24 protein-coding genes are annotated in these 24,967 nt (G+C 41.0%); 12 read left to right on the forward strand and 12 right to left on the reverse strand.

Features of this window, described 5'->3' with window-relative positions; all coding sequences use genetic code 11:
* Nucleotides 1-8: 8 nt before the first annotated feature.
* The 3 genes from GZH31_RS16735 to GZH31_RS16745 all read left to right on the forward strand — a co-directional run bounded on the left by GZH31_RS16735 (nt 9) and on the right by GZH31_RS16745 (nt 3,058).
* Nucleotides 9-575, forward strand: a complete 567-nt coding sequence (locus GZH31_RS16735; RefSeq protein ID WP_036972643.1) for a YSC84-related protein — start codon at nt 9-11, stop codon at nt 573-575.
* Between the two features lie 275 nt (nt 576-850).
* Complete coding sequence (locus tag GZH31_RS16740; RefSeq protein WP_244223171.1) at nt 851-1,165, forward strand: excalibur calcium-binding domain-containing protein; 315 nt, start codon at nt 851-853, stop codon at nt 1,163-1,165.
* Between the two features lie 363 nt (nt 1,166-1,528).
* The gene (locus tag GZH31_RS16745; protein ID WP_180311837.1) at nt 1,529-3,058 is read left to right on the forward strand and encodes a PAS domain-containing methyl-accepting chemotaxis protein; all 1,530 of its coding nucleotides are present in this window, start codon (nt 1,529-1,531) and stop codon (nt 3,056-3,058) included.
* On the opposite strand, the gene GZH31_RS16750 is transcribed toward GZH31_RS16745, so the two are convergent.
* The 5 genes from GZH31_RS16750 to GZH31_RS16770 all read right to left on the reverse strand — a co-directional run bounded on the left by GZH31_RS16750 (nt 3,051) and on the right by GZH31_RS16770 (nt 8,589).
* Entirely contained in the window at nt 3,051-4,097 is a 1,047-nt protein-coding gene (locus GZH31_RS16750) for a patatin-like phospholipase family protein (protein WP_180311838.1), read from the reverse strand. The two genes, GZH31_RS16745 and GZH31_RS16750, sit on opposite strands and share 8 nt — an antisense overlap.
* Nucleotides 4,098-4,112: 15 nt before the next feature.
* The gene (locus GZH31_RS16755) at nt 4,113-5,531 is read right to left on the reverse strand and encodes a sodium:alanine symporter family protein (RefSeq protein ID WP_180311839.1); all 1,419 of its coding nucleotides are present in this window, start codon (nt 5,529-5,531) and stop codon (nt 4,113-4,115) included.
* Nucleotides 5,532-5,635: 104 nt separating this feature from the next.
* Nucleotides 5,636-6,592 carry a patatin family protein gene (locus tag GZH31_RS16760; RefSeq protein WP_118844969.1) on the reverse strand — a complete coding sequence of 319 codons (957 nt, stop codon included), beginning with the start codon at nt 6,590-6,592 and terminating at the stop codon, nt 5,636-5,638.
* 163 nt (nt 6,593-6,755) lie between these two features.
* Entirely contained in the window at nt 6,756-7,751 is a 996-nt protein-coding gene (locus GZH31_RS16765) for an LLM class flavin-dependent oxidoreductase (protein ID WP_036972660.1), read from the reverse strand.
* 64 nt (nt 7,752-7,815) lie between these two features.
* Nucleotides 7,816-8,589 carry a siderophore-interacting protein gene (locus tag GZH31_RS16770; RefSeq protein WP_180311840.1) on the reverse strand — a complete coding sequence of 258 codons (774 nt, stop codon included), beginning with the start codon at nt 8,587-8,589 and terminating at the stop codon, nt 7,816-7,818.
* Between the two features lie 91 nt (nt 8,590-8,680).
* On the opposite strand from GZH31_RS16770, the gene GZH31_RS16775 reads away from it, so the two are divergent.
* From GZH31_RS16775 to GZH31_RS16785, 3 genes are all read left to right on the forward strand, one after another.
* Nucleotides 8,681-9,115 (forward strand): MarR family winged helix-turn-helix transcriptional regulator, encoded by a 435-nt coding sequence (locus GZH31_RS16775; RefSeq protein WP_065979176.1) that lies wholly within the window; start codon nt 8,681-8,683, stop codon nt 9,113-9,115.
* Between the two features lie 63 nt (nt 9,116-9,178).
* A complete protein-coding gene (locus GZH31_RS16780) occupies nt 9,179-9,592 on the forward strand; it encodes a LexA family transcriptional regulator (protein ID WP_036972666.1) in 414 nt (137 codons plus the stop codon).
* Complete coding sequence (locus GZH31_RS16785) at nt 9,580-10,836, forward strand: Y-family DNA polymerase (RefSeq protein WP_118844967.1); 1,257 nt, start codon at nt 9,580-9,582, stop codon at nt 10,834-10,836. Before GZH31_RS16780 ends, GZH31_RS16785 begins: the two co-directional genes overlap by 13 nt.
* On the opposite strand, the gene GZH31_RS16790 is transcribed toward GZH31_RS16785, so the two are convergent.
* The 3 genes from GZH31_RS16790 to ybaK all read right to left on the reverse strand — a co-directional run bounded on the left by GZH31_RS16790 (nt 10,833) and on the right by ybaK (nt 13,764).
* Nucleotides 10,833-12,656 carry a DUF4105 domain-containing protein gene (locus GZH31_RS16790; RefSeq protein ID WP_118844966.1) on the reverse strand — a complete coding sequence of 608 codons (1,824 nt, stop codon included), beginning with the start codon at nt 12,654-12,656 and terminating at the stop codon, nt 10,833-10,835. The genes GZH31_RS16785 and GZH31_RS16790 overlap by 4 nt on opposite strands.
* Before the next feature lie 45 nt (nt 12,657-12,701).
* Nucleotides 12,702-13,184, reverse strand: a complete 483-nt coding sequence (locus GZH31_RS16795) for a DUF3015 domain-containing protein (protein WP_065979173.1) — start codon at nt 13,182-13,184, stop codon at nt 12,702-12,704.
* 118 nt (nt 13,185-13,302) lie between these two features.
* Nucleotides 13,303-13,764, reverse strand: a complete 462-nt coding sequence (gene ybaK / locus GZH31_RS16800) for a Cys-tRNA(Pro) deacylase (protein WP_065979172.1) — start codon at nt 13,762-13,764, stop codon at nt 13,303-13,305.
* Between the two features lie 480 nt (nt 13,765-14,244).
* Between ybaK and GZH31_RS16805 the strand changes: the two genes are divergently transcribed.
* Both GZH31_RS16805 and GZH31_RS16810 read left to right on the forward strand, forming a co-directional pair.
* The gene (locus GZH31_RS16805; RefSeq protein WP_036972677.1) at nt 14,245-14,589 is read left to right on the forward strand and encodes a DUF3302 domain-containing protein; all 345 of its coding nucleotides are present in this window, start codon (nt 14,245-14,247) and stop codon (nt 14,587-14,589) included.
* Nucleotides 14,590-14,592: 3 nt separating this feature from the next.
* Complete coding sequence (locus tag GZH31_RS16810) at nt 14,593-15,723, forward strand: HlyD family secretion protein (protein WP_074989157.1); 1,131 nt, start codon at nt 14,593-14,595, stop codon at nt 15,721-15,723.
* A 59-nt stretch (nt 15,724-15,782) separates the two neighbouring features.
* Here GZH31_RS16810 and dnaJ read toward each other — a convergent pair whose 3' ends face one another.
* Together dnaJ and dnaK are read right to left on the reverse strand one after the other, a co-directional pair.
* Nucleotides 15,783-16,919, reverse strand: a complete 1,137-nt coding sequence (gene dnaJ, locus GZH31_RS16815; RefSeq protein WP_036972987.1) for a molecular chaperone DnaJ — start codon at nt 16,917-16,919, stop codon at nt 15,783-15,785.
* A 192-nt stretch (nt 16,920-17,111) separates the two neighbouring features.
* Nucleotides 17,112-19,031 (reverse strand): molecular chaperone DnaK, encoded by a 1,920-nt coding sequence (gene dnaK / locus GZH31_RS16820; RefSeq protein WP_065979170.1) that lies wholly within the window; start codon nt 19,029-19,031, stop codon nt 17,112-17,114.
* A gap of 239 nt (nt 19,032-19,270) precedes the next feature.
* On the opposite strand from dnaK, the gene GZH31_RS16825 reads away from it, so the two are divergent.
* Nucleotides 19,271-20,071 carry a thioesterase family protein gene (locus GZH31_RS16825; RefSeq protein ID WP_074989156.1) on the forward strand — a complete coding sequence of 267 codons (801 nt, stop codon included), beginning with the start codon at nt 19,271-19,273 and terminating at the stop codon, nt 20,069-20,071.
* Here GZH31_RS16825 and GZH31_RS16830 read toward each other — a convergent pair.
* Nucleotides 20,060-20,836: an ABC transporter substrate-binding protein gene (locus GZH31_RS16830; protein WP_230236346.1), complete on the reverse strand. Its 777-nt coding sequence runs from the start codon at nt 20,834-20,836 to the stop codon at nt 20,060-20,062. The genes GZH31_RS16825 and GZH31_RS16830 overlap by 12 nt on opposite strands.
* A gap of 139 nt (nt 20,837-20,975) precedes the next feature.
* Between GZH31_RS16830 and GZH31_RS16835 the strand changes: the two genes are divergently transcribed.
* From GZH31_RS16835 to GZH31_RS16845, 3 genes are read left to right on the forward strand one after another with little or no spacing between them, the layout of a single operon-like run.
* Nucleotides 20,976-22,214 carry a PqiA/YebS family transporter subunit gene (locus GZH31_RS16835; RefSeq protein ID WP_118844965.1) on the forward strand — a complete coding sequence of 413 codons (1,239 nt, stop codon included), beginning with the start codon at nt 20,976-20,978 and terminating at the stop codon, nt 22,212-22,214.
* The gene (gene pqiB, locus GZH31_RS16840; protein WP_036972689.1) at nt 22,211-23,866 is read left to right on the forward strand and encodes an intermembrane transport protein PqiB; all 1,656 of its coding nucleotides are present in this window, start codon (nt 22,211-22,213) and stop codon (nt 23,864-23,866) included. The genes GZH31_RS16835 and pqiB overlap by 4 nt, the downstream gene beginning before the upstream one ends.
* The gene (locus GZH31_RS16845) at nt 23,866-24,483 is read left to right on the forward strand and encodes a membrane integrity-associated transporter subunit PqiC (RefSeq protein ID WP_180311841.1); all 618 of its coding nucleotides are present in this window, start codon (nt 23,866-23,868) and stop codon (nt 24,481-24,483) included. Before pqiB ends, GZH31_RS16845 begins: the two co-directional genes overlap by 1 nt.
* Here the strand turns inward: GZH31_RS16845 and GZH31_RS16850 are convergent.
* The gene (locus GZH31_RS16850; RefSeq protein ID WP_036972694.1) at nt 24,466-24,957 is read right to left on the reverse strand and encodes a GNAT family N-acetyltransferase; all 492 of its coding nucleotides are present in this window, start codon (nt 24,955-24,957) and stop codon (nt 24,466-24,468) included. The genes GZH31_RS16845 and GZH31_RS16850 overlap by 18 nt on opposite strands.
* Nucleotides 24,958-24,967 lie beyond the last annotated feature (10 nt).

Below are 24,967 nucleotides of genomic sequence, written 5' to 3' on the forward strand. Positions count from 1 at the left end.
GAATATGTATGAAAAAGTTTATTGCAATCAGTTTAATCATATTATCAACCGTTTTGTCGGGTTGTGCTACTACCGGCAGTGCCTCTCCGAGTGAAAAACGGGCGCTAGTCCAGAGTATGAAAACAAACACTCTAAACACATTATATGCAGAAAAACCTGATGTGAAACAACAAATTGCTAACTCAGCTGGCTATGCTGTTTTCGATAATGCCAATGTAAATGTAGTTTTGGCAAGTTTTGGCGGTGGCTACGGTGTTGTTAAAAACAACCTAACAGGTAAATCAACTTACATGAACATGGGCGAAGCAGGTTTAGGCCTCGGTTTAGGTGTTAAAGATTTCAATGTTGTTATGGTTTTTCATAATCAGGCTGCTGTAAACCGTTTCATCGAGCATGGATGGGCGTTTGGTGGCAACGCAGATGCAGCCGCTAAATATGAAGATAAAGGTGGCGCTTTAGTTGCCGAAGCGATAGCCGATCAAGTTACCGTATATTCTTTAACCGAAAATGGCTTGGCGCTTCAAGCGGTTCTTAAAGGCACTAAATTTTGGGTAGATTCTGAGCTAAATCAGTAAATAAAAAACCTTCTATAAGTGGGCTAGTTAGTACATAACGCCCACTTTTATTTATTACAGCCTATTTAACATAACGTAATTTATGGGCTTAATTTAATTGCTATATCCTAATACACTAGCTTCTGCGAAATTTCAGATTTCTTTCTCAAATCCGAATATCACTTAAAATTATTGTATAACCTCCCTATCATAGTAAGCCATTTTAGTTAGGTATGCGAAAGCTTTCGCTGACTATAAATACACTCATTTTTATGACAATACTAAAAGGAAGTCACGTGAGAAAATTATTGCTACTAATCATTATTGGATTGTTTGGTTGGGAATATTATGCAACAAATTATGGCGGCATTTCGCCAATAGACACATTACAGAGTGAAGTTATTGACCCCATTCGGACAAAGTATACTCGTAAACGTAACGGACCCTATTTAACAGATGAGAGCAAATTTGTCTGTGATGGCAGGCAATACTGTAGTGAGATGACCTCGCTTGAAGAAGCACTTTTTTTTATTAAAAACTGCCCTAATACAGACATGGATGGAGACTATGATGGTGATCCATGTGAAAACGACACAAGACTCCGCCCCTAAATATAAAATCTAAGCATGGCGCACATGCTTAGCATTATAAAATAAACTATCCCAATATACTCTGATTTAAAGATAATTGATTCGGAATATTCTTTTTTATTATAGTGAGTTCTCTTTTTTAATCCCTTAAATAATTAAAAAGTATTTACCTTCCAAATACAAAAACAGAATTTTCCTAGTTATTTTTCACTGACTTAGCGCTAAATTGATCTAAGACAACAGTCAATTTATTGGTACTGGTTAACATCTTTTTTTTATAAATAATGTTTAAACTTCAACCGATAAATTGATGAATTTTATTGATAGCTAACGACACACTTGGATGATTTCTACGTGATAAAAGCAAAAATAACTAACAACGAAGTGAAATTTTCTGAATCAGATATTCTCCTTTCGACAACCGATCTTAAAAGTCATATCACTTATGCGAATAAAGATTTCTGCAAAATCGCCGGTTATGATTTAGATGAAATGAAAGGCAAGCCACACAATCTTGTTCGCCACCCTGATATGCCAAAACTTGCTTTTGCTGACCTGTGGAAACATTTACAAAATGGCCAATCTTGGATGGGACCGGTTAAAAATCGCTGTAAAAATGGTGATTATTATTGGGTTAATGCGTTTGCGACTCCTATCAGGGATGAAAATAATCGAACAATTGAATATCAGTCAGTACGTACTAAACCAAATGATGATGTTGTAGCACGTGCCAGCAGTGAATATAAAAAAATCAATGATGGACAAAAATCTCGCGCGTTATCAAAAAAGTATGATGTAACTTTATTTATTAGCATCCTTTTAGCCGCGTGTTTTGTTACGGCTTTAGCCTCTGTTTTGATCAATGGCTTTGAAATATTGAATACGGTATTACTCATCGTTTTAGCTACTATAAATAGTCTGATGTTCTTTTGGCGTAGGCGCTACACACAGCTAATTAGTAAAGCAAAAGACATATACAATAACCCTTTAATGGCTTACTTATACTCAGGAACAAATGATGACATTGGCTATTTGAATTTAGCATTTGAAATGCAACAAGCAAAACTTAAAGCGATTGTCGGGCGTGTTAATGACGTAACAATGGGAGTAAATAATAATGCAATACAGTGCGCTGAAACTGGACACCATGTTACTGAACTATTAAGTAAACAAGCTGACGAAGTGTCACAAATTGTTATTGCGACGGAGCAAATGTCAGCGTCGATAAATGACTTATCATCGAGTACAACAGACACAAGCCAAGCAGCCGAAACGGCGATGAAATCAACAGAGCAAGGGTCACAAGCTGTACAACAAACGATTAATTCAATAAACGAGCTGGACAAAAAACTTCACTCAGCCAGCGAGCAAGTTGTGAATTTAGTGGAGGGTAATAAGCATATTGTCTCCATTTTATCGGAAATAAATGCCATAGCAGAGCAAACGAATCTATTAGCATTAAACGCCGCGATTGAATCAGCACGTGCTGGTGAACAAGGTAGAGGTTTTGCTGTCGTTGCGGGTGAAGTACGCGCCCTCGCCTCACGGACTCAGCAATCAACCGAAGAAATTAATACTGTTTTAAATCGTCTCACTGGGGCATCTAAAGAAGCACAAAATGCGATGTCTGATGGCCTCAAGTTGTCTTCAGAAAGCGTGAGTTTAGCCCATAAAAGCGGCGAAAGTTTACAACATATCAACGCACAATCGGTTAAGTTAAGCGAACTTAATAGTATTATTTCACAAGCAATTAGTGACCAATTAGCAGCCAGTCAAGCAATTGCTGCCAATATATCAGCAGCGCAAGATTTTGCGCATGAATGTACTTCGCTTGGTCATTCTGCCCAGCAATTGTGCGAAGGATTATTATCGAAAGTAACGGAGCAAACCGCACTCATTAATCAATTTAAGTAATTATGTTTATTTTAAAATCGTTATTATTACATAGCAGATGAAATGTTTCTGCTAATCGTTCGGTTTCGCTAAGAACATGTTGCCAATACTTTATACGCGTGTCGGCATCAAGTACTGTGAAGTCTGTTCTGTCTGGTATTTTATTGTAGGGTAATGACGCTATAAACTTTGCTGAAGGTGTAACCATCACCACATTATCGTAATTACGCGGTGTGATCCCCCTGCTTAGGTTTTTATCAAACCACCCTGCTTTTGGCTTATTATTAAAGTGCGGATAAAGTATTAACCCTTCATTGTGAATTGTTAAATCAAAATGGTAATCAATAATACCGCCATCTCGGTACATACCTAGCGGTGTGCCTGGTATATTTTTAATGCCTTGCATTACTAACGGAATTGAGCCTGATGCAAGTAAAGCATCGGCTAGATTAGCTTCTGTAAGCTCAACTGTTTGAGTATTAAAGGTATTATTGTCACTAAAGGACAGATTACTATTCGCAGGTTGAAACACGAAACGTTCATATTGTTTGCTCAACAACCGTCTATTTACTCTGTTAAATAGGTAACTTTTTGATAACCCCATTAGCTGCATAACTTTGTTTTCTGAAGCCGTAAAACCATTTGATTTAGCAACAATAAAATGCGCCTTAAAAACGGGGTTATTAATAATTTCTTCAATACCGTTTTCAGCAAATACATAGTTCAGAAGCAATCGTGCTTTTTCTGTTATTTCAGTTGGCTTTGCTTTGTTAGAGGAATAGCGTGTTTCGGAGTACGATTTAGCTAAGCGTGATATTGCAGCCACAGGATCATTTTGCGCAAAACAGGCCGCACGAAAAGCGCCAGCACTTGAACCTACTAAATTTAAAGGCTGTGTTCGCTGTTTAAAAAACTCGCCGAATAGGTACTTATCTAGACCGAACAAAGTAAACCATTTAGGTCCACCACTCGCACCTAAAAATGTACTAAAAAGATCTGCAGAGAGTCCCTGCTCTCGTATTGTTTTTGCAGCGGTTGGCCCTGCGTAAATATCAATCATGTACTGCTTTTCTCATCATTTTTGTTTTTGACGCCAAATACCCGGCTCAGTGTGTCCTTGTACTTTAACATGTTCGGCGTTAAATACGGGGTCTTTTCCTTCGGCACATTGCGTGTTGTAATCTTTGGTCACTGCCAATATAGTGGGTGTTAACTGTATGATAGCGATAACATTTACCACTGTCATCAACCCTAAAGCGATGTCGGCTAAATCCCATACTTGTTTAAGAGTCGCTGAGGCTCCCCAAATCATCATCGATAAGTAAAGGCCGGTATACACTGTTCGCCCAAATTTATTGTCTAGTTTAAATAAATGAAGGTTGCTTTCTGCGTAGGCGTAATTTGCAACAACTGAGGTAAATGCAAACAAGCAAATGGCCGCAGCTACAAAATAAATTCCACCAGCAGCCATATGTGCTGTCATCGCAGATTGCGTTAGGCGAATGCCTTCCATTTCGCCAGTTATATCAATATCAGCGAGTAGTATGATCACCGCTGTGCAACTACACAGCACAATTGTGTCGAAAAACACACCAAGCATTTGAATATAACCTTGCGTTACAGGATGGTTAGGTATTGGCGATGCACAACCTGCGGCATGAGGCACACTGCCTGCACCGGCTTCGTTTGAATACAGTCCTCGTTGTATACCATTTTTAATTGCGGCGCCCATGGCCCCAGCGCCCGCTTCTTGTAAGCCAAATGCAGAAAGTAAGATATCCTCAATCATTTCAGGTACCTTGCCTAGATTTAATAGAGTAATACTCACCGCAGCCAGTACAAATAAAATGCCCATTACGGGCACTACACGCTCTGCAAATCGGGCGATTGCTTTAAAGCCACCCAAAATAATGCTTCCCGCTAAAAGTGTGATCACAATCCCTGAATACAGTGTGGGGATTTCAAAAGCGTAGTTCAGAGCATCTGTTATGGTATTAGTTTGCATCGCACTAAATGTGAAGCCGTAACCAAGGAATAAACAAAAGGCAAAACACACGGCAAGCCACCGACTCGCAAGGCCTTGTTCAATGTAATAAGCAGGCCCGCCTCTAAAGTCGCCATTAGCGTCTCTTACTTTATATACTTGACCTAAAACACTTTCTGCAAAACCTGTTGCCATTCCCAGTATCGCGATAACCCACATCCAAAAGATAGCACCACTACCGCCTAACGATATTGCTACCGCAACACCGGCTAAATTACCTGTCCCTACTCGCGCAGATAACCCGGTGCACAATGCTTGAAACGAACTGATAGAATTTTTATCTGTGCTGCTGCTAGTTTTTAATAAACTGAACATATGGCGAAATTTAAGAAGCTGAATGGCTTTTAGCCGTACTGAAAACCAAATACCAGCAAACAGAAGAATATAGATGAGGAGCTGGCCGTCTCCCCACAATAGATTATTAATAGCACCGACAGCAGAATTGAACATGGTTAGCCTTTTATTGTTATTTTTTAGAATAAAAAATCACTAAAAGTGAATAGTTAGCTAACCACTTTAACTTTATTTACAAATATCTCAAGTAAGTAATGTGTTTAATTGCAGTGCGTACCCTCTAAAAACTTACGGCCTGCTGCTAATCCTAATTTATGATCAAATCGCAAGTCAGAGTCTGTGCTCCCTAATAATTTACTGCGCAGTTTGTCGCCTGCGAATATTTGCGTAATACGCACATCGCTTGGGGGATTGGCTATAAAATCAAGTTCATCTTGATACGCTTGTTCATGTTGCAATAAATAATCGATTGTTTTTGGGCAATAGCCAGACACACTCACGAGTGACCTCAATTTAGTGACCCATTCAGATTGCACTTGAAAGTCTTTATCAACCGTTCTTATAACCACAATATCGCGAGCGCCTCGCTTATAAGCTTCTTTAACAGGCAGTGGTGCAGCTAAGCCGCCGTCTAAAAACACATTATTTGCTAAGTCAGTATTTGCACTTTGAATAATGGCATCATTAGCAGCTTTGGTCGTAAACCAAGGCGTTAAGTTAACCCCATCTCTATATAAGAATGGCAGTGCACTAGACGCTTTTAGTAATGCAAGCCACTGCGTGTCTTCACCTGTCGGTGTTAAGTAATAGGGCTTACGATCAATTGCATGAGTGGCTGTTATTAACAGCTCTCGTTGGCCTAAACTTTGTGTTGCTGTTTTGAAATCAAGGGCGCGGTTTACTTCTTTGGTTTTATCAAAATACCAATCAAGATCAACAATACTTTTGCCAATTAAGCCACGCCCCAGTTGAAAAAAACGTTTATGCCGCGACAGCCCTCTAATAAGGCGTTTTGCGTAACCCTTTTGTCTGGCTAGATAACTGGTTAAGTTTTGTGAACCTGCTGATGTGCCAATAAATAAATCGAATGGATCGTAGTTTTCTTCTAACCATGCATCTAATACACCTGCGGTAAAAATCCCTCGTTGCCCGCCCCCCTCAGCAATTAATGCTGTTTTTGTTTGTGGCTCGACGTTGGCAATTGTTTGAGATTTCACGGTGCACCTTCCTAGGGTTGTAGTTAATATTGACAGTGTATTGGGTTTATTTAAATCCTTAAAATAGAATAATTAAATCAGTTCAATTCAAAAAACCGTTTAATTATGAGAAAACAGACACACAGTGTGGTGCGTAATTTACGTCATTACGCACCGTAACCGATTAACTCATTATGTTCGCAAGTATCGTCAGCGCGTGTTGTCTGTCGCTCAATTCGTACAGGTCGTTAGTAAAAATAAACTCATCAACCTGTAGCTCTTTTTTAATCATACTCAACTTATGCTTAACGCTCGCTTGACTACCTACAACAGCAAGCCCTAAAAAGCTTTCAACTTGCATTTTTTCTTGAGGTGACCACAGTCCATCCATACTTGCAATCGGCTCTTTTAACCACAATGCTTGACCGCGCATTAAGGCTAATATTCGCTGCTTTGAAGTTGTAGCCAGAAACTGTGCTTGCTCATCAGTATCAGCAGCCACAACGGGTAACCCAAGCATCACATAAGGTTTATCTAATACGTCTGATGGTTGAAACTCGCGTCGGTACAACGCTATAGCATCATGAACAAATCGTGGCGCAAAGTGACCTGCAAATGCATATGGCAACCCTTTTTTCGCTGCTAATTGAGCGCTGTATAAGCTTGATCCTAATAACCAAATAGGAACATTTGTATTTTCACCGGGAATAGCCCTAACAGGTGAGTCACCTTTATAGGGGCCTAATAAACTTTGTAACTCGGTGACTTCGTCTGCAAAATGCTCAGCACGCTGCTCATCGCGTCGCAACGCGCGACTTGTAATGGGGTCGCTACCGGGTGCACGTCCTAAGCCTAAATCAATACGACCAGGATATAGACTTTCAAGCGTGCCAAATTGCTCAGCAACAACTAAAGGAGGATGGTTAGGTAACATGACCCCGCCCGCACCGACACGGATACGCTGCGTTTTTCCTGCAACATGACCGATAAGTACTGATGTCGCCGCACATACGATGCCACGCATATTATGATGCTCAGCCATCCAAAAGCGATTAAAGCCTAGCTCATCGGCAGTTTGTGCATAGGCAACACTATTAGCAAGGGTTTGTGAAACTGTTTCGTTCTCTTTCATTGGGCTCAGTTCAAGCAATGAAAAAGGCATACCGCTTAATTCAGACATAAGCTCTCCATAATGGGGTTGATAACGTTATAATGAGTGCGAATGTGCTTTTTTCAAATGCTAATTAAGCACGGCTTTGTTGCTGTTTTTCCACTTTTAGTCCATCTGCATCAATACCACGTTTCCAGTATGCAGATGCAACAATGTGCTCACGCGCTACAGAAAAGCGACTGGTTACTAAGCGTTTAATCTCTTTAACAAGATTTGCTTCAAGCGCCATAAAAACCAAAGGCTGGGTGTTATACCCGCCACATAATTGTGCTACTTGGTCTAAAAGTTCTGTTTCTGGCTTATTGGTGACAAGCCAATGAACACTGTGATTAATAGCCGCTTTGTTTTGCTCAAGCTCAATAATATCGTCTTTATCTTCAATATGAATGAGAACATCAACATGCGCACTACTTGGAAGTACGTGCAGATAACCATTGATAGCATTGATAGATGTGAGGTCTGCAAGCATTAAATATTGAGCCTGTTCAAAATCAGTCAATTTTTTAGGACCTGGCCCAGCAATCCCTACTTCATCACCAATACATGCGTTCTTTGCCCAATTTGTCGCAGTTCCCTGATGTTGATTAATAACAAAATCCAGTGTTATAGCACGTGTTACAGGGTCAATATCACGAATTGTGTAAGAGCGCATAATTGCAGGATGCTCAGCGTTTAGATCTTGTTCTACGTGGTATTCACCTGGATGCGGAAATAACACTTTTACGTAAGCGCCTTTCGCATCGAGTGGAAAATCGACAAAGTCTGGTGAACCAACCGTGATCCGTTGTAAGTGCGGCGAAATGCGCGTGGTATTTAATACATTTGCACGACGAACTTTTTTTGCCATGTTTGTCTCCTATAAAGTTTTACACTGCCCCATTAGTTGATATAATCAACTATATACTTTTAATTGACTTTGTCAACTAACTAGGTAAATCATGTCACAAACATCACTTTCTTCAGCTTTATTTACACTGGCGCAGAGCTACCGTGTCACAGTACGTAATGCGATTAACGCGAATGAATTAGGTTTAAATGCCCTCCATGTGCGCTGTTTACACATTATTGCTGAAACCAACCACTGTACTGCTAATCATATAGTCGCTAAAACAGGCCGTGACAAAGCACAAATAGCACGGCTTATTAAAGAACTACTCAAACTCGCATTAATTACAAAATGCGCTGATGAAAATGATAAACGCTGCTTAATTTTATCATTGACAGAACAAGGGAGTGCTTTGTTCTCACGCCTAGAGGTCGCCGAGCAAGAGGTAGACAAGACTCTGTGCCAAGGGTTAACAGAGCAACAAATCAGCGAATTCATTTCGACAGCCACAATCATGATCGAAAATATTAACCGTATCGACCGTTAATCACATTGGCAAGATTACGATAAACCACTATACTGTACAAACATACAGTATAGTGGTTTTTTTATGCGTGTTATTCCTATTTATATTGAAGCAGGCGTATGTGGTTTCGAATCACCTGCGGCTCAATACAAAGAACTTGGCTTATCATTAGATCAGCTGTTAATTAAGCACCCCGATGCGACTTTTATTGGTATTGCGTCGGGAGAATCAATGCAAGGTGTCGGTATTTTTGATGGCGACTTATTGCTTGTTGATCGCGCTGAAGATGTTAAAAATGGCGATGTAATCGTCGCAAACTTAAACGGTTTATTTGTTTGTAAATTACTCGACAAACACAATGCACAGTTATTGTCAGCCTCTGCCAAGTACCCCGCAGTGCAGTTAAGAGATTCTGATGAATTTCAACTCGAAGGTGTTGTTACCCGCTCTATTCGTATGCACCGCAGTAGCAAAGAACTACTATCATGTACGCCTTAGTTGATGCAGTGGCGTTTTATGCCAGTGCAGAAAAAGTTTTTGACCCGTCGATTCGTCGTAAACCCGTTGTGGTTCTAACTAACAACGATGGCTGTATTTGTGCTGTGTGCCCTATTGCTCGCAAGCTTGCGATCCCAAAGTTTCAACCTTATTTTCAAGTTAAACAATACCTCTTTGATCATCAGGTTGTGATCCGTTCTTCTAATTATGAGCTTTACGCAAATTTAAGCGAGCGTATGATGAATGTGATAGGTCGCTTTTGTGATAACCAACACATTTATTCGATTGATGAGTCTTTTTTAAATTTTAACGGTTTTAATCCACTCATAACTGATTGGTATCGTTATGGGCATACCATTCGACGTACAGTCTGGCGTGAAACAAAACTGCCCGTGGGCGTAGGGTTTGGTCCTACGGCAACACTTGCAAAGGCAGCAAACCATGCGGCCAAAAAACTACCGGGGTTTGATGGTGTTGCCGTCATAGATTCTGAGTCTTCACGGGTCAATATTTTACGCGCCATGGATATACAAGATGTATGGGGCGTGGGAAAACGGTTAGCTAAAAAGCTAAAGTTAATGAACATTAACACCGCACTTGATCTTGCACAGCAAGACCCCCGAAAAATGAAACGCTTATTTAGTGTAGTACTTGAGCGTACCGTTAATGAACTATGTGGCAAACGCTGTTTGAGCTGGGATGATGTACGCCAAGATAAAAAAGAAATTTTTTCAACACGTAGCTTTGGTGAGCGCGTAACAGATCCCATAACGCTAAAAACCGCATTGATTAATCACAGCGCTATTGTAGCGCGTAAACTACGCGCTCAAGGGTCGCTGACTCAACGTTTACTGATATTTGTCGCCAGTTCACCACACCAACAAGGCTACTACAAAAAATCGTATATTTATGAGTTCAATATCGCCACCGCCGACAGCCGTGTATTTGCTAATGCAATTAGCGAGGTATTCGAGCAGTTATACAAACCCAATGTGCTTTTTTACAAATGTGGTGTTGGCGCACTAGAGCTTACAAGCCACATGTTCCAACAACCCGACTTATTTCAAGCCTCCATCGATAACCCCAAGTTAATGCAATGCTTAGACAAAATAAATGCCCGCTTTGGCATCGGCACATTAGCCATAGCCAGTGAAACGTCTAGCGCTGACTGGCATATGAAACGAGAGTATTTATCACCCCATTACACAACACGCTGGTATAACTTGCCAAAAATACACTGTTAAAAGTAATGCAGTAGCTGTAGTTTAAATTGCTGCTCTGATACTTGCCAATCTTGATATACAAAAGAGCTTCTGAATCCCCAATTTTGCGCTAAGGCAATTTGCCAATGCGCAGAAAACTCAATGTGCTTGTCACTGCGGGGCTCATTGAACAGCCATAATGCTTGGCCTGATAAAGCTAACTTTTGTGACGCTGTCACTTGCCATATAGCACCGGCCTCGCTGCCTAAAGCAAATGAAAGCGAATCAATTAACGAACCTGTTTGCAACAAAGACGACGCTAAAATATAGCTTTGAAAATGGTTGGCATCACCAAAGGATTTACCGTATCCACCTTGAATAAAGCTACGGCCAGCTCGCTTTTTTAACGTGGGTTGGCGGTCATAACCAACGCGGACATTCCAAGACCAAGAATCAAAAAGTCGATTGTCAGGTGCTAAAGACATGGCATCTATCACATATAAACGCTCTAAAAAAAGGCGCTCGTTGTTATCAATACTCGCCTCTACATCAAAAAAGCTGATTTGGGCGCCGGGTATAAAGCCCCCTGCATTATCTAATAAATCGTGATAAGCAACACGATAACTTAAACCAACACGGTTGGCGCTATTTTCATAGTGGCTAACCACAGCACCAATACGCGCAGAGCCATGTCCCTGCTCGGGACTAACGCGCGGTATTTGGGGTGGCTCAAAGGGTGAAACAACATGATATTGGCTTCGTTGATGAAGAAGTCGCGTTAATCGTGGGGCTATTTCGTCGCGAGCAAGACCTTGATCATAGTACTGATAATTAAGCCATTCATAGGCCATTTCGAGTACTGGCACAGCATCTTTAGCCGAAAGTGATAAATCATGCAAAGGTTTTCCATCACGTAATGCTTGTGCCATGACAAGTTGTTCATCGGTTAACTGGCTTTCATAATTAAGTAACTTGGTGCCCGACGCTGCGCGATATTTAGGGGGCTGTAATAACCCATATTGCTTTAATGCAGCAACTGTATCTGAGGGAATTGCGTGTGTAGAAAACTCCGAGGTTAAAAACAAATCATCACGCGCTAGCTGTAACAAGGCTAATAGCTGATATGAGCAATTCTCATCAATAAAAAAATAATCAAATGTAGCCCACTGCATCTCCCATAAATGAAGCAAGATACGCTGAATTTCTGGCTCTGATAAGTTAAGCGGATACTCCCAAATATCACGCGATTCGAGATCATTATATTCACGCACCTTTCTATAGTAAGGCATTAAGGTGAACTTACCGGGGTATTGACCAATAACGCCTTTTAAAGCGTAAAGCGCCGCATTATCTGTTGCATCTGGTTCAGCAGCGAAATTTACCGCAAAAGCTATTAGTTCACGACTGCGAGTTTGATCCCTTGCGTCTATGCGCAGTAACGTATGACCAAACATAGATGAGGGATCATTCATAAACGCAGTTGGAAACACCAAGGTTATACCTTTAGGGTTTATAAGCTGTTGCCAAACATCTATCTCAGGGCACAAAAGTTCAGGCCACTGCGGAAAAAAATGATCCTTCAGCCACCTATAGCGAGCAGGAAAACGACATTGAGCCTCATTATTATCAGCCAACTCAAATGCTTTTATCGTGGCAATAAGCTCAGCATGAGGATCGCTCTTACCTACAGGCGAAAAGAAAAATGCATTACTGTCTACTTCACTTTCATACGAAGAAAAACGTTGCTGATTATAATGTCCTAGTTTAAGCCAGTAAGGGTTATAAGCGATATCTTTTGTAACCGTACTAGAAAAAACAGCGCTGCTAAAGAGCACTAAACAGAGCAATAAAAGTCTATGCATAAGAGAATAAAAGCCCGTAAAGGGCTTTATAAAGAAAAACGTCAATTAAGACAAAGTGTAAGATGCAAGTTGTGCATCATTTGCTACAAGTGTGTTTAGATTTTCAAGTACAATTTGAGATGTCACATTTTCTGATGTGAAAACATGCGAAAACTGTGTTTGCACTAATTTATTGAATGCCGCTTTATCTTGGCTTTCTACGCCCCAAACTTCAGCAAGTGTTTCAAGTGCTTCGCCTTCACCGCGAGACATATCACGTGCAAGTTGTTCCATATTGCCATCAATAAACGTTGCAACTTTCGTTGATGCAGTTACTGTGCCTGTGCCATCACAGCCTAGCGTACCAAATGTAATACCGAATGTTTGGTTACCAGAAATACCATTTGTTGTTGCACCAAGTACTTTAACAACTTTACCGTCTTTACCTGCAAATAACATTGAACCGAAACCACAACCAATATCTTGGTCGGCCATTGCAGTTGAAAGTGGAAGTAGTGAAAGTGCAGAAATAGCAATTAATTTTTTCATATCCTGAATCCTTTTAGATAAACCGTTATTAACATTAATAAGGCAAATTAAGCTTATACAGAATGCACTCTATATCAAATAAAAAATACCTAAAATAGAGAAAAAACAACAGACATGTTCAAAAATCAACCAACTTAGCCCCTGTTAAGCGACTGAGGTCGTGAACAGAAATCGAAACCTCTAAACCACGTTTTCCTGCAGACACGTACATAAGCTCACAGTTTGATGCACAATGGTGGATAAACGTAGCAAGTCGCTTTTTCTGACCAAGCGGGCTAACTCCTCCAAAAATATAACCTGTGCTATTTTCAACTTTTTGCTGAGCAGCCATCTGCACCCTTTTTACACCGGCCGCTTTGGCTAACATTTTAAGGTTTACTTGCTGCATAACTGGCAACACCGCAACAAGCAGATGATTGTCGTTATCTTCAAGTACCAACGTTTTAAATACTTGCTCTGCCGGTAAGCCTAACTTTTCAACCGCTTCAAGACCGTATTGTGTGTTATTGGGGTCATGGTCGTAGCTAAGAACATTAAACTTAATTCCCTTTTTTTTGAGTAAGTTAATTGCAGGTGTCATCTATTAATCCTTAAAAAACCAATGCTGTTTCATTAAAAAGTATCATAACTGTTTGTTATAGAGAAAGAAGCAAACACATTAAAAACCGTTCTTTAATGACCAATAAAAATTCCTGCATACGCTACACTAAAGGTATGAGCACCAAGCAAGGTCAGTATCATGTCGAAACACACCTGCTTCTATCTTATAAAGCAGTGCATAGTTATCATTACATTACTAAGCACCATAAACTTTATCTGCAACGAATACACAGCTTGGAATGCGTATATTGCCTGTCAAAATAAGTGCCATACCCTAGGGCTTGATAAGGGAAAAATTCAAAAAACTGCATTCTCAGAGGATGTAACTCTGTGTCGGTGTCTTGCCGATACAGACTACTATGTGGTGCTAAACTAATGTTTTGTATAAAAATAGAAACTAGGAAAAAATAAAATTTAACGTATTATAAAATTCTACTAACGAAAGAACGAAGGAAAGTACATGTTTTTAGACTACTTTGCACTAGTTATGCTGGTGTTTGTTACTGTAGTAATATTTTATGGCGTAATAGCCATCCATGATATTCCCTACGAGATTGCCAAAAAACGTAATCACCCTCATCAAGATGCCATTCATTATGCTGGCTGGGTCAGCTTGTTTACACTGCATGTGTTATGGCCTTTGCTGTGGGTGTGGGCAACCTTATGGCGCGACGACAGAGGCTGGGGGTTTAACCAAATTCAAAAAGAACAAGAAGAACTTGCCGAAAAAGTCGCTAGCTTGTCAGCGACCGTCGCTGCATTACAGGCACAAATAAACGCCCAATCGAATAATAAAGAGAAGTAAAATATGGATTTACTATTAATACTATCTTATACCGCACTATGTATTGGCATATTTAAAGTATTCAAGATCCCCCTAAATAAATGGACAGTGCCAACCGCTGTACTCGGCGGTGTCATTTTAATTGGCACACTCATTTTATTGATGAATTACAATCATCCACACTCGAACATGGCAAGCAGTGTCTATGTAACCACCCCCATTGTTCCAAATGTTAGAGGCACTGTTGAAGAGGTTGCGGTAAATGCAAATCAGCCGGTTAAAAAAGGTGATTTACTCTTTCGCTTAGATGATACCTTATATAAAGCAAAACTAAATGAGGCAATGGCTGGATTGCAAGATGCGACGCAATCAGTATTAGGGTTAGAAGCCGCATATAAGTCAGCACAAGCAAGTACTCTTATGAGTAAAGCAGAATTCGAGCGAAGTAAAAAAGAATACGAACGCTATGAAAAAGGGGCAAAAAGCGGTGCCTATTCAAAAGGCCAAGTTGATAATAAACTAGGAGTCTACCTCGCAGCGAAAGCAAACTACGAAGCGTCACAAGCACAAGAGTTACGTCAGAAGCTTGCGTACGAATCAGAAATTAATGGTGAACAAACCAAAATAGCCGCAGCCAGGGCCCATTTAGAACAAGCACAGTTTAACCTTGATAGCACTCGTGTTTATGCACCGACAGACGGTTACGTTACCCAATTAACTCTTCGCCCAGGGATGATTGCCGTCCCTATGCCATTGCGCCCGGTGATGACCTTTGTACACAAAGAAGACACTCGTTACGTGGCCGCATTTAGACAAAATTCATTACTTAGATTAGAGCCTGGCTATAAAGCTGATTTTATTTTTAAAGCCATTCCCGGCAAAACCTTTGCAGGTGAAGTCGTTGATGTACTACCAGCAATAGGTGAAGGACAAGTTCAAGCACAAGGTACACTAATGGGCAGTGAGTTTTTTGCACGTGAAGGGCGGGCAATCGTGACACTGAAAATTACCGACGATATGAGTGAATATCATCTCCCACAAGGCACAAGTACCGAAGTGGCCGTGTATTCAGAACATTTTGAGCATGTTTCTGTTATGCGAAAAGTGTTAATCAGAATGAAAAGCTGGCAAAACTATTTGTTCTTAGATCACTAAAACAAGCATAAAAAAGGCGCTTACAAGTAAGCGCCATTTTTATATTCAGCTAACTAAAATTACTTAGTTAAATCATCGAAGAATTTCTTCACACCGTCAAAGAAACCTTTTTCTTTTGGGCGATTTTTAGAACCATCTTTACCCATGCTTTGCTCAAGTTCTTCAAGCAGTTCACGCTGACGTTCATTAAGATTAACAGGCGTTTCTATCACGACTTTACAGATTAAGTCACCTTGAGCACCACTGCGTACAGACTTAACGCCTTTACCACGCATACGGAACATTTTACCCGTTTGGCTTTCTGCTGGGATCTTCAGTTTGGCACGACCGTCTAACGTCGGCACTTCAATTTCACCACCTAATGCTGCCGTTGTGAAACCAATTGGTACTTCACAATACAGGTTATTGCCATCACGTTGGAAAATTGGGTGTTCACGAACAGAGACTTGAACATATAAATCACCCGCAGGGGCACCATGCATCCCCGCTTCACCTTCACCTGAAAGACGAATACGGTCACCCGTATCTACACCCGCTGGGATTTTAACTGATAATGTTTTAGTCTTTTCGACGCGGCCTTGACCATGACAGCTATCACAGGGATCAGAAATAATCTGACCAGTACCCTGACAGGTAGGACATGTTTGCTGCACAGCAAAAAAACCTTGGCGCATTTGCACTTGGCCTGCACCATGACACGTTGTACATGTTTTTGGTTTAGAGCCGGCTTTTGCGCCACTACCATCACACGGTTTACAACTTACCCATGTCGGTACTTTAATTTCTACATCTTTACCACGAACAGCTTCTTCAAGGCTTAAGTCCATGTTGTAACGTAAATCAGCACCGCGCTGTTGGCGAGATTGACGACGACCACCGCCACCGAAAATATCACCAAACACATCACCAAAAATATCACCAAAGTCACCGTGACCACCACCAAAGCCACCGCCATGACCGCCACCACCTTGTTCAAAGGCAGCATGACCATATTGGTCATACATTTGACGTTTTTGGTCATCAGTAAGTACTTCGTAGGCTTCTTTTACTTCCTTGAATTTCGTTTCAAGTTCTTTATCGCCTGCTGTACGGTCTGGATGATATTTCATCGCTAAGCGCTTATACGCTTTTTTGATGTCTCGTTCGCTGGCATCTTTGCTAACGCCGAGAACTTCATAATAATCGCTTTTTGACATATCTATCACACTACTCTTTTTACTGCAGTTTTCACTGCATGAAAGTAAACCGATAAAGGGTATCGCTTTACCATCCATATACATGCAAAAGGCGCGTCAAGCGAAATCGCCGGCGCGCCTCAATCATTCATCCTAACTTAATTGGCCTAATAAAGCAGCCTCTTTTAAGCTAGGCAGAAGCGGTACGAACAATTACTTGTCGTCTTTCACTTCTTCGAACTCTGCATCAACAACATCGTCGTCTTGCTTAGCAGAAGATTGTTGTGCACCTGCGTCAGCACCACCTTGTTGTTGTGCTTTAGCTTGTGCAATTTCCATAAGCTTTTGTGACTTTTCAGCAAGCGCTTGCGTCTTCGCTTCGATCTCTTCTTTCTTGTCACTCTTAATCGCCGCTTCAAGTTCTGAAACTGCAGCTTCGATTGCTTCTTTATCTTCTGCAGGTAATGCATCGCCTGCTTCTTCGATTTGCTTACGTGTACCGTGAACCATTGCATCAGCTTGGTTACGAGTCGCGACTAGCTCTTCGAATTTCTTGTCTTCTTCAGCGTGAGCTTCTGCATCACGTACCATTTTTTCAACTTCTTCATCGCTTAGACCTGAAGAAGCTTGGATAGTAATCTTCTGCTCTTTGCCTGTATCTTTGTCTTTCGCAGATACGTGTAAGATACCGTCAGCATCAACATCGAAAGTAACTTCGATTTGTGGTGTACCACGTTGCGCTGGACGAATACCTTCTAGGTTAAATTGACCTAGTGATTTGTTATCGCTAGCACGCTTACGCTCACCTTGTAACACGTGAATCGTTACTGCAGACTGATTATCTTCCGCTGTTGAGAACACTTGTGATTTCTTAGTAGGAATCGTCGTGTTTTTCTCAATTAACGCCGTCATTACTTGGCCCATCGTCTCGATACCAAGTGATAACGGAGATACGTCAAGAAGTAGTACGTCTTTTACGTCACCTGCAAGTACACCACCTTGAATCGCTGCACCTACTGCAACCGCTTCATCTGGGTTAACGTCTTTACGTGGTTCTTTACCAAAGAACTCAGCAACCGTTTTTTGCACTAGTGGCATACGTGTTTGACCACCAACAAGGATGATGTCATTAATGTCGCTAACTGATAAATCAGCATCAGCAAGTGCACGCTTAAGTGGCTCGATTGACTTAGTAACTAAGTCTTCAACCAGTGACTCAAGTTTTGCACGTGTTACTTTCACGTTCATGTGCTTAGGACCTGATGCGTCAGCAGTCACATACGGTAAGTTAACTTCTGTTTGCTGTGCAGAAGAAAGTTCAATCTTCGCTTTTTCAGCTGCTTCTTTAACACGTTGCATCGCAAGAGGATCATTTTTAAGGTCAATGCCTTGATCTTTCTTGAACTCTTCAACCAAGTAGTTGATTACACGGTTATCAAAGTCTTCACCACCTAGGTGTGTGTCACCATTAGTCGCAAGTACTTCAAATGTGTGCTCGCCTTCAACTTCGTCAATCTCAATGATTGAGATATCGAAAGTACCGCCACCTAAGTCGTAAACTGCAACAACGTTTTCACCTTTGTTTTTGTCCATACCGTATGCAAGTGCAGCGGCTGTTGGCTCATTGATGATACGTTTTACTTCAAGACCTGCGATACGACCCGCATCTTTCGTTGCTTGACGTTGTGAGTCATTGAAGTAAGCAGGTACAGTGATTACCGCTTCAGTAACCGCTTCGCCTAAGAAGTCTTCTGCTGTTTTCTTCATTTTCTTCAGTACTTCAGCAGATATTTGTGGTGCAGCACGTTTTTCACCGCGTGCTTCAACCCATGCGTCACCGTTATCAGCCTTTACAATTTTAAAAGGCATGATGCCGATATCGCGTTGCACTTCTTCATCTTCAAAGCGACGACCAATTAGACGCTTGATAGCAAATAATGTGTTAGTTGGGTTTGTTACTGCTTGGCGTTTTGCAGGTTGACCAACTAATGTTTCACCGTCTTGCGTGTATGCAATGATCGATGGTGTTGTGCGATCGCCTTCCGCGTTTTCAATTACGCGTGCTTTATCACCGTCTAGTACTGCTACACAAGAGTTAGTAGTACCTAAATCGATTCCAATAATTCTACCCATGAATCTTCTCCAACTTCAAAATTCGTTAAAACGTTCGATGACTAGTAAATAGGGGTGCAGCAAACTGAATTCAACTATAAAAATGAAAAAAATTTACTTTTTTTTGAAATATTTTCTAAATGCATACTTTTTCCGCAAAAACCGCCAGTTTCTAAGCCAAACGGCGTGCCAAACAAACTGGTCTGATGACTTTTACTGTGCTATAACCAACGACATAATAATAAATGTTAAGGATATTTATGCATTTTGAACAATTACTCGCTAAAGCCAGTGAGCTTGGTAAAGATAAAACCAAAGTCATGCAATTCCCCGAAAACTGGTGTCAGGGTCGTACCGCGTTTGGGGGGTTATCGGCCGCTTTATTATATCAAGCTATGCGTCAGCATATTGATGGCTCGCGTCGTTTATTATCACTGAGCACCAACTTTGTAGGGCCATTATTGGCTGATACTGATTTTTCCATTGATGTTGAGGTATTGCGCGAAGGTAAAAACAGCGCACAAGTACTTGCCAAAGTCATTCAAAATGGTGACGTATGCGTGATTACCCAAGCCTGCTTTGGAGCCAATCGAGAATCAGCGGTACGCGTTGATGTGAGTAAAATAATGCAACTCAAACCGGTAGATGAGCGATTCATCCTCCCTTATAAAGAAGGAATGATGCCTGCGTTTTTCCAACACGTATCGCTGTGTTTGCAAGATGGTAATATGCCATTTTCTGCTGCCGATACCTCACACCTTGGTGGCTGGATGAAGTTTAAACAGGGGCCTTCGCAAATGGCTGAGGCACATATTATTGCGCTAACAGATGCCTGGCCGCCGACATTATTACAAATGTTCAAGCAACCTGCACCTGCCAGTAGTATGTCATGGTACATTGAATTTTTAGATGAGCCCGAAGTTGCACCTGATGCATGGGTTGGGTATGAAGCAATCACCCATCACAGTAAAGGGGGTTATGGCTTAGAAGATGGCTGCATTTGGCGTGAAGATGGCAAGCTTATCGCACTCAGTCGCCAAACTGTCGCTTTATTTGCTTAACTTATCGGTGCTGAGCTTTGCGTACTCAGTACCATCAAGGCGAATAATCGCTTGATATTCGCCTGAATCAATTATTTTTCCAAGGCCAATATTAAAGGTCTCTTTAAGTGCCTTATTGTTGAAAAAAGCGGGTCTTGGCGCACGTTGGAAAATAGGGTGGACCACAAAAGGAAGATGCTTGGCTGATTGCTTGTATTTTTCTAGATAATATAAGAACACACGACGCTCTAGAATAATGACATCGACCCAGCCTTTCATTAAATGATCAACCTGTGCCTCTTGGTTTATCACTTCGTCGTAAGAGCGTAAAATATGAGTAATTGATTTAAAGGGCGGTTCGATAAAGTTTGTCGCATTTTGAAAAGCCAACACACTTTTACCTGCAAGGTCGTACACGCTATTAATTGTAAACTCGCTGGCAGCTAGACTAATCGCAACATTTTGATAATAAAGCAATGCCTCACTTTTATATACGTCAGCATGTACCGTGGCAGGAAAATTTAGGGCGATGTCTATTTTGCCTTGAATAAGCTGCTGCTCTATACGCTTATTCGACATGTAGTGGATATCAAGCTGAGTGATGCCCTGTGATTTAAGTGCCGCTTTGACTATTTCTAATTGAATACCGCTGTTGGTACGCTCCATCATATAAGGAGGTAGATAGGCACTTGCAGCAATCACGAGCGCCTTCTCAGTATGCTGAGAAGATAAGCAGTAAGCTTTAAAATTAATACACAGCATTAAAAAGAAAAGTAATTGCTTCACCGCTCACCTTAAACAACATATTGCATAAAATACACTCAAGATTTGTACATATATTAACTTATTTAAAACAATTCTGCATTTGTATTTAAGCCTTAATTGATGCAGAATTAACTAAGTTCTTGTTTAAGAGACCCTTAGTTTGCAAACAGCATGCCCAAGTTGTGATCATGTCATTGAGATCCCAGACCTTAAAGCAAAACAATTAGCAGTCTGCCCGCATTGCAATACAAAGCTGTTATCTTCACAAGCAAATCAAGATAGCCACATTGTTGCACTGAGCTTAAGCGCCATTGTGATGCTATTAAGTAGTATGTTTTACCCATTCTTATCATTTACCAGCAGTGGCATAACGCAAACAATTACGCTGCCTGATGCTGCGCGAATATTATTTAATTACGACAGTGACTTTCTAGGCCTCTTTATCGATGTAAGCATCATCGGCTTACCGATGTTTTTACTTTTACTGATTATTCCTCTGCACTTAGGGTTACTAAAGGCATTGCCCTATTTATGGGGTAAACGACTGTTAAAAATGACCTTTGCTTTAGAACCTTGGATCATGTCTGAAATTTTCTTAATTGGTGTCATGGTCAGTATGGTTAAAATAATGTCGATGGCTGATATTGAATTTGGTGTCAGCTTTTACTCGTATGCCGCCTTTGTTATCTGCTATGTAAGTGCGACAGCAAAGCTCAACAAGCACGCTTTATGGCAACAAATCAAACCCCCAGTTTACATCAAACAAACAAAGCCTAACACCAGGGCCATCGATCAAGGCTTGCGTGCATGCCATGTTTGTGGCCAGTTAGGAGACACAGATATTTGCGTGCGTTGTGAATCTAAAACCTTCACTCGTAACCCGTATAGTGTTCAAAAAGCGGCAGCTTGGTTAATAACGTCTATCGCGTGTTATATTCCTGCCAATATTTTTCCCATTATGTACACAACGAGCCTAGGTGATGAAACCCCGTCGACATTAATTGGCGGTGTGATGATTTTATGGAACAGTGGCTCCTACCCTATTGCAATGATTATATTTTTAGCCAGTGTAGTCGTGCCTTTGGCTAAAGCATTGGTAATGAGTTTTTTATGTTTTATGGTGGCACGGCCAGCGAATAGGCAAACAAAAAGTTACACTCGAATTTATCAATTAACTGAGTTTATTGGTAAATGGTCAATGATAGATGTATTTGTTGTCGCTATTTTAGTAGCCTTAGTACAACTAGGAAACTTAATGTCAGTGACACCCGGTATCGGCACCGTCTTTTTTACAACCATGGTGATCTGCCAAATGTTAGCAGCCCATGCATTTGATCCACGACTATTGTGGGATAACCCTGAAAACTTAAAAACAGCGAAACAAGAGACCTTGGTATGAGCGAAACCGCTAAAATAAAAACAGCGCCCAATATATCGGCAATTTGGATCATTCCCGTTATTGCCTTGCTAATTGGTGCATGGATGTTATATCAATATCAAGTAAATAAAGGGACAACCGTCTTTATTAAAATGCCCCATGCGGAGGGGATTGTAGCTGGTAAAACAGAGATTAAAGTTCGCAGTGTAAAAATAGGCCAAATCGATCATGTTAGACTCTCAGACAAACAGAACAGTGTTATTGCTCGCGCTCAAATAGATAAACATTACGAAGACTTACTCACCGAAGATGCCAAAATTTGGGTTGTAAAGCCGCGCATTGATGATACGGGTATCAGCGGCATGAGCACGCTACTTTCTGGCGTTTACTTAGAATTCTCTCCTGGCGAAAGTAAAAAACTCACTGAAAAATTTGAGTTACAAGAAGAACCGGCATTAATTGGCAAAGATGTCAAAGGCGGACGTTTTACTTTACTGAGCTACAACGCTGAAGTGCTTGATGTGAGTACGGGCATCTATTTTAAAGATTATAAAATAGGTCAAATAGAAACAGCCACATTTGACTGGAAAAATCAGGCAATGAAATACGGTATTTTTATTAACGAACCGTACCAGAACTTAATAACACTCAACTCCATTTTTTGGGTTAACTCAGGCATTGAAATTGACCTTTCTGCCGATGGTATAAATGTTAACACCGGCTCTTTAAGTAAACTGCTAAAAGGCGGAATCTCTGTCGGTAGACCAGAGCAACAAGCCCCCGGTGAAGTAGCCAGCAATGGGCATAGCTTCTCGTTAAGTGATAGCTATAAAGCCGCTTTAGAAGAGCGTTTTTATGATTTTGATTACTACTTAATAGACTTTGAGCAATCAATTCGAGGCCTTAGAGCCGGCGCTCCAGTAGAATACAGAGGAATGCGAATAGGCAGTGTGGTTGAGGCACCCGCCAGTGTCATCATAAACGGTAAACCTGCCCACTTTCGAACCGATAACACAGCCGTTCCTGCGCTCATAAAAATTGAATACGGGCGGCTTTATCATGACAGTGCAGCGGCACGAGAGTTTTGGCATTCAAGCCTCAACGGCTGGATTAAAAATGGTCTGCGAGCTTCCTTAAAACCAGGTAACTTACTAACGGGTGCGGTGTACGTTGATCTTGATATTTACGACAACGCGAAGCCTGCAGAACTCACAACGATTGCTGAGTATACTGTTTTCCCGAGTGTATCGAGTGGTATCACGGTGCTTGCAGACCAAGTGTCTGATGTGCTTAATAAAGTGAATAATTTAAAAATTGAAGACAGTTTAGCGCAAATGCAAGAGACCTTTTCAGAATACCAAGCGCTCGCTCATGACATGCGGGATCTTCTTAATAAACAAGATACCCAAGATTTACCCGGTGATATTAATCGAAACTTTGCTGAAATGACCAAGAGCATGCAGCAATTTGATAAAACCATGAAACAATTCGAAAAAACAATGGCAAGTTATGAGCAAGGCTCAACATTCCACCAGCAATTACAAACAACCTTGTCAGAATTTAAGCGCTTAAGTGAAGAGCTACAGCCACTTACCCGAGGTTTGAATCAACAGCCTAACATGCTGATTTTTGATAAAGAACTCCCAGCTGATCCCACTCCGAGGAAACAATAATGAACAATAAACATCTCGCTTTATTTAGTTTAGGCGCAGCATTACTGTTAGTTGGTTGTAGCCAAACGTCATTCTCAACCATCGAGTATTATCAGTTTTCGCAGCCAATCGTGGCTATGAAGCGTTCGAGTGACAATACACACGTTCAGCTAAGAGTTAATACTGTTCAATTGCGAGGCGCACTGAATAATCGCGGTATTGCAATGGTTCTCGATAATAACCGTGTTAACGCAGCAAATTATCACCTGTGGAGTGAATCGCCTGACTTAATGCTGACAGCCAGTGCGCATCAGCAACTATACACACAGCTGACAAACTGGATGGTAATAAAAGGATTACCGGTTATTACCGATGTCGATCAACAACGTTACTACGAGCTTGAATACGAACTTCATCACTTTAATGGCGACGAAAAAGGTAACGCAAATATCGCAGGTCTTTGGCGTTTATATTACACAACACCAGAGACTGGTCGAAAAATAAAGGCTGTTAACTACTTTAACGAGCTAACACCTTTACACGATAATGATTATGAAGGGCTCGTTGCAACACTTGAGACGACGTGGCTTAAAGTGAATCAACAAGTAGGCAATGAACTCTCAAAGCTTGCTCTTTAAAAGTAAAGTGAGTGGTTGGTGATCGTCATTAATAATGACATCACCCACCTGCTCAAATCCGAGTTTTTGTAGTACTTTTTGCGATGCACTATTTGTTTGTGACGTAATTGCCACCAATACTCCAAGTGCCTTAACGTGCGTTTTTGCTAACAATAAACCAGCCGCACGGGTGGTAATTCCCTGCCCTTCATACTCTGCTAACAAAGCAAACCCTAAATCTGGAATAGCCAGTGCGTCACGCTGAAACAAGCCCACCATTCCTATCGCTGTGCCATCCGCTAAACAAACAACATAACTGCCAAAACCGAACTGCTGGTGGCTGTTAATAAAGGTCTGTTGAATATAATGCTGTGCTTGTGCCAACGTTTTAATCTGCTTATCACCGATGTATTTGATAAAAGAGGGTTGATTTAAAAGACTGAGAATAAATTGCTCGTCACCCGGTTGCCCAGCACGTAAATGGATATCAAACATTTAAGTTCCC

This window comes from Pseudoalteromonas sp. JSTW (assembly GCF_013423925.1).
Lineage (GTDB): Bacteria > Pseudomonadota > Gammaproteobacteria > Enterobacterales > Alteromonadaceae > Pseudoalteromonas > Pseudoalteromonas lipolytica.

Excerpts from the sequence above, each read along its gene's own strand:
- GZH31_RS16750 (WP_180311838.1), bottom strand. The coding sequence starts at position 4,097 with ATGATTGATATTTACGCAGGGCCAACCGCTGCAAAAACAATACGAGAG.
- GZH31_RS16785 (WP_118844967.1), top strand. The coding sequence starts at position 9,580 with ATGTACGCCTTAGTTGATGCAGTGGCGTTTTATGCCAGTGCAGAAAAA.
- GZH31_RS16810 (WP_074989157.1), top strand. The coding sequence starts at position 14,593 with ATGGATTTACTATTAATACTATCTTATACCGCACTATGTATTGGCATA.
- GZH31_RS16770 (WP_180311840.1), bottom strand. The coding sequence starts at position 8,589 with ATGGCAAAAAAAGTTCGTCGTGCAAATGTATTAAATACCACGCGCATT.
- GZH31_RS16735 (WP_036972643.1), top strand. The coding sequence starts at position 9 with ATGAAAAAGTTTATTGCAATCAGTTTAATCATATTATCAACCGTTTTG.
- dnaK (WP_065979170.1), bottom strand. The coding sequence starts at position 19,031 with ATGGGTAGAATTATTGGAATCGATTTAGGTACTACTAACTCTTGTGTA.
- GZH31_RS16790 (WP_118844966.1), bottom strand. The coding sequence starts at position 12,656 with ATGCATAGACTTTTATTGCTCTGTTTAGTGCTCTTTAGCAGCGCTGTT.
- dnaJ (WP_036972987.1), bottom strand. The coding sequence starts at position 16,919 with ATGTCAAAAAGCGATTATTATGAAGTTCTCGGCGTTAGCAAAGATGCC.
- GZH31_RS16795 (WP_065979173.1), bottom strand. The coding sequence starts at position 13,184 with ATGAAAAAATTAATTGCTATTTCTGCACTTTCACTACTTCCACTTTCA.
- GZH31_RS16825 (WP_074989156.1), top strand. The coding sequence starts at position 19,271 with ATGCATTTTGAACAATTACTCGCTAAAGCCAGTGAGCTTGGTAAAGAT.
- GZH31_RS16805 (WP_036972677.1), top strand. The coding sequence starts at position 14,245 with ATGTTTTTAGACTACTTTGCACTAGTTATGCTGGTGTTTGTTACTGTA.
- GZH31_RS16845 (WP_180311841.1), top strand. The coding sequence starts at position 23,866 with ATGAACAATAAACATCTCGCTTTATTTAGTTTAGGCGCAGCATTACTG.
- GZH31_RS16755 (WP_180311839.1), bottom strand. The coding sequence starts at position 5,531 with ATGTTCAATTCTGCTGTCGGTGCTATTAATAATCTATTGTGGGGAGAC.
- GZH31_RS16765 (WP_036972660.1), bottom strand. The coding sequence starts at position 7,751 with ATGTCTGAATTAAGCGGTATGCCTTTTTCATTGCTTGAACTGAGCCCA.
- pqiB (WP_036972689.1), top strand. The coding sequence starts at position 22,211 with ATGAGCGAAACCGCTAAAATAAAAACAGCGCCCAATATATCGGCAATT.
- GZH31_RS16775 (WP_065979176.1), top strand. The coding sequence starts at position 8,681 with ATGTCACAAACATCACTTTCTTCAGCTTTATTTACACTGGCGCAGAGC.
- ybaK (WP_065979172.1), bottom strand. The coding sequence starts at position 13,764 with ATGACACCTGCAATTAACTTACTCAAAAAAAAGGGAATTAAGTTTAAT.
- GZH31_RS16850 (WP_036972694.1), bottom strand. The coding sequence starts at position 24,957 with ATGTTTGATATCCATTTACGTGCTGGGCAACCGGGTGACGAGCAATTT.
- GZH31_RS16780 (WP_036972666.1), top strand. The coding sequence starts at position 9,179 with ATGCGTGTTATTCCTATTTATATTGAAGCAGGCGTATGTGGTTTCGAA.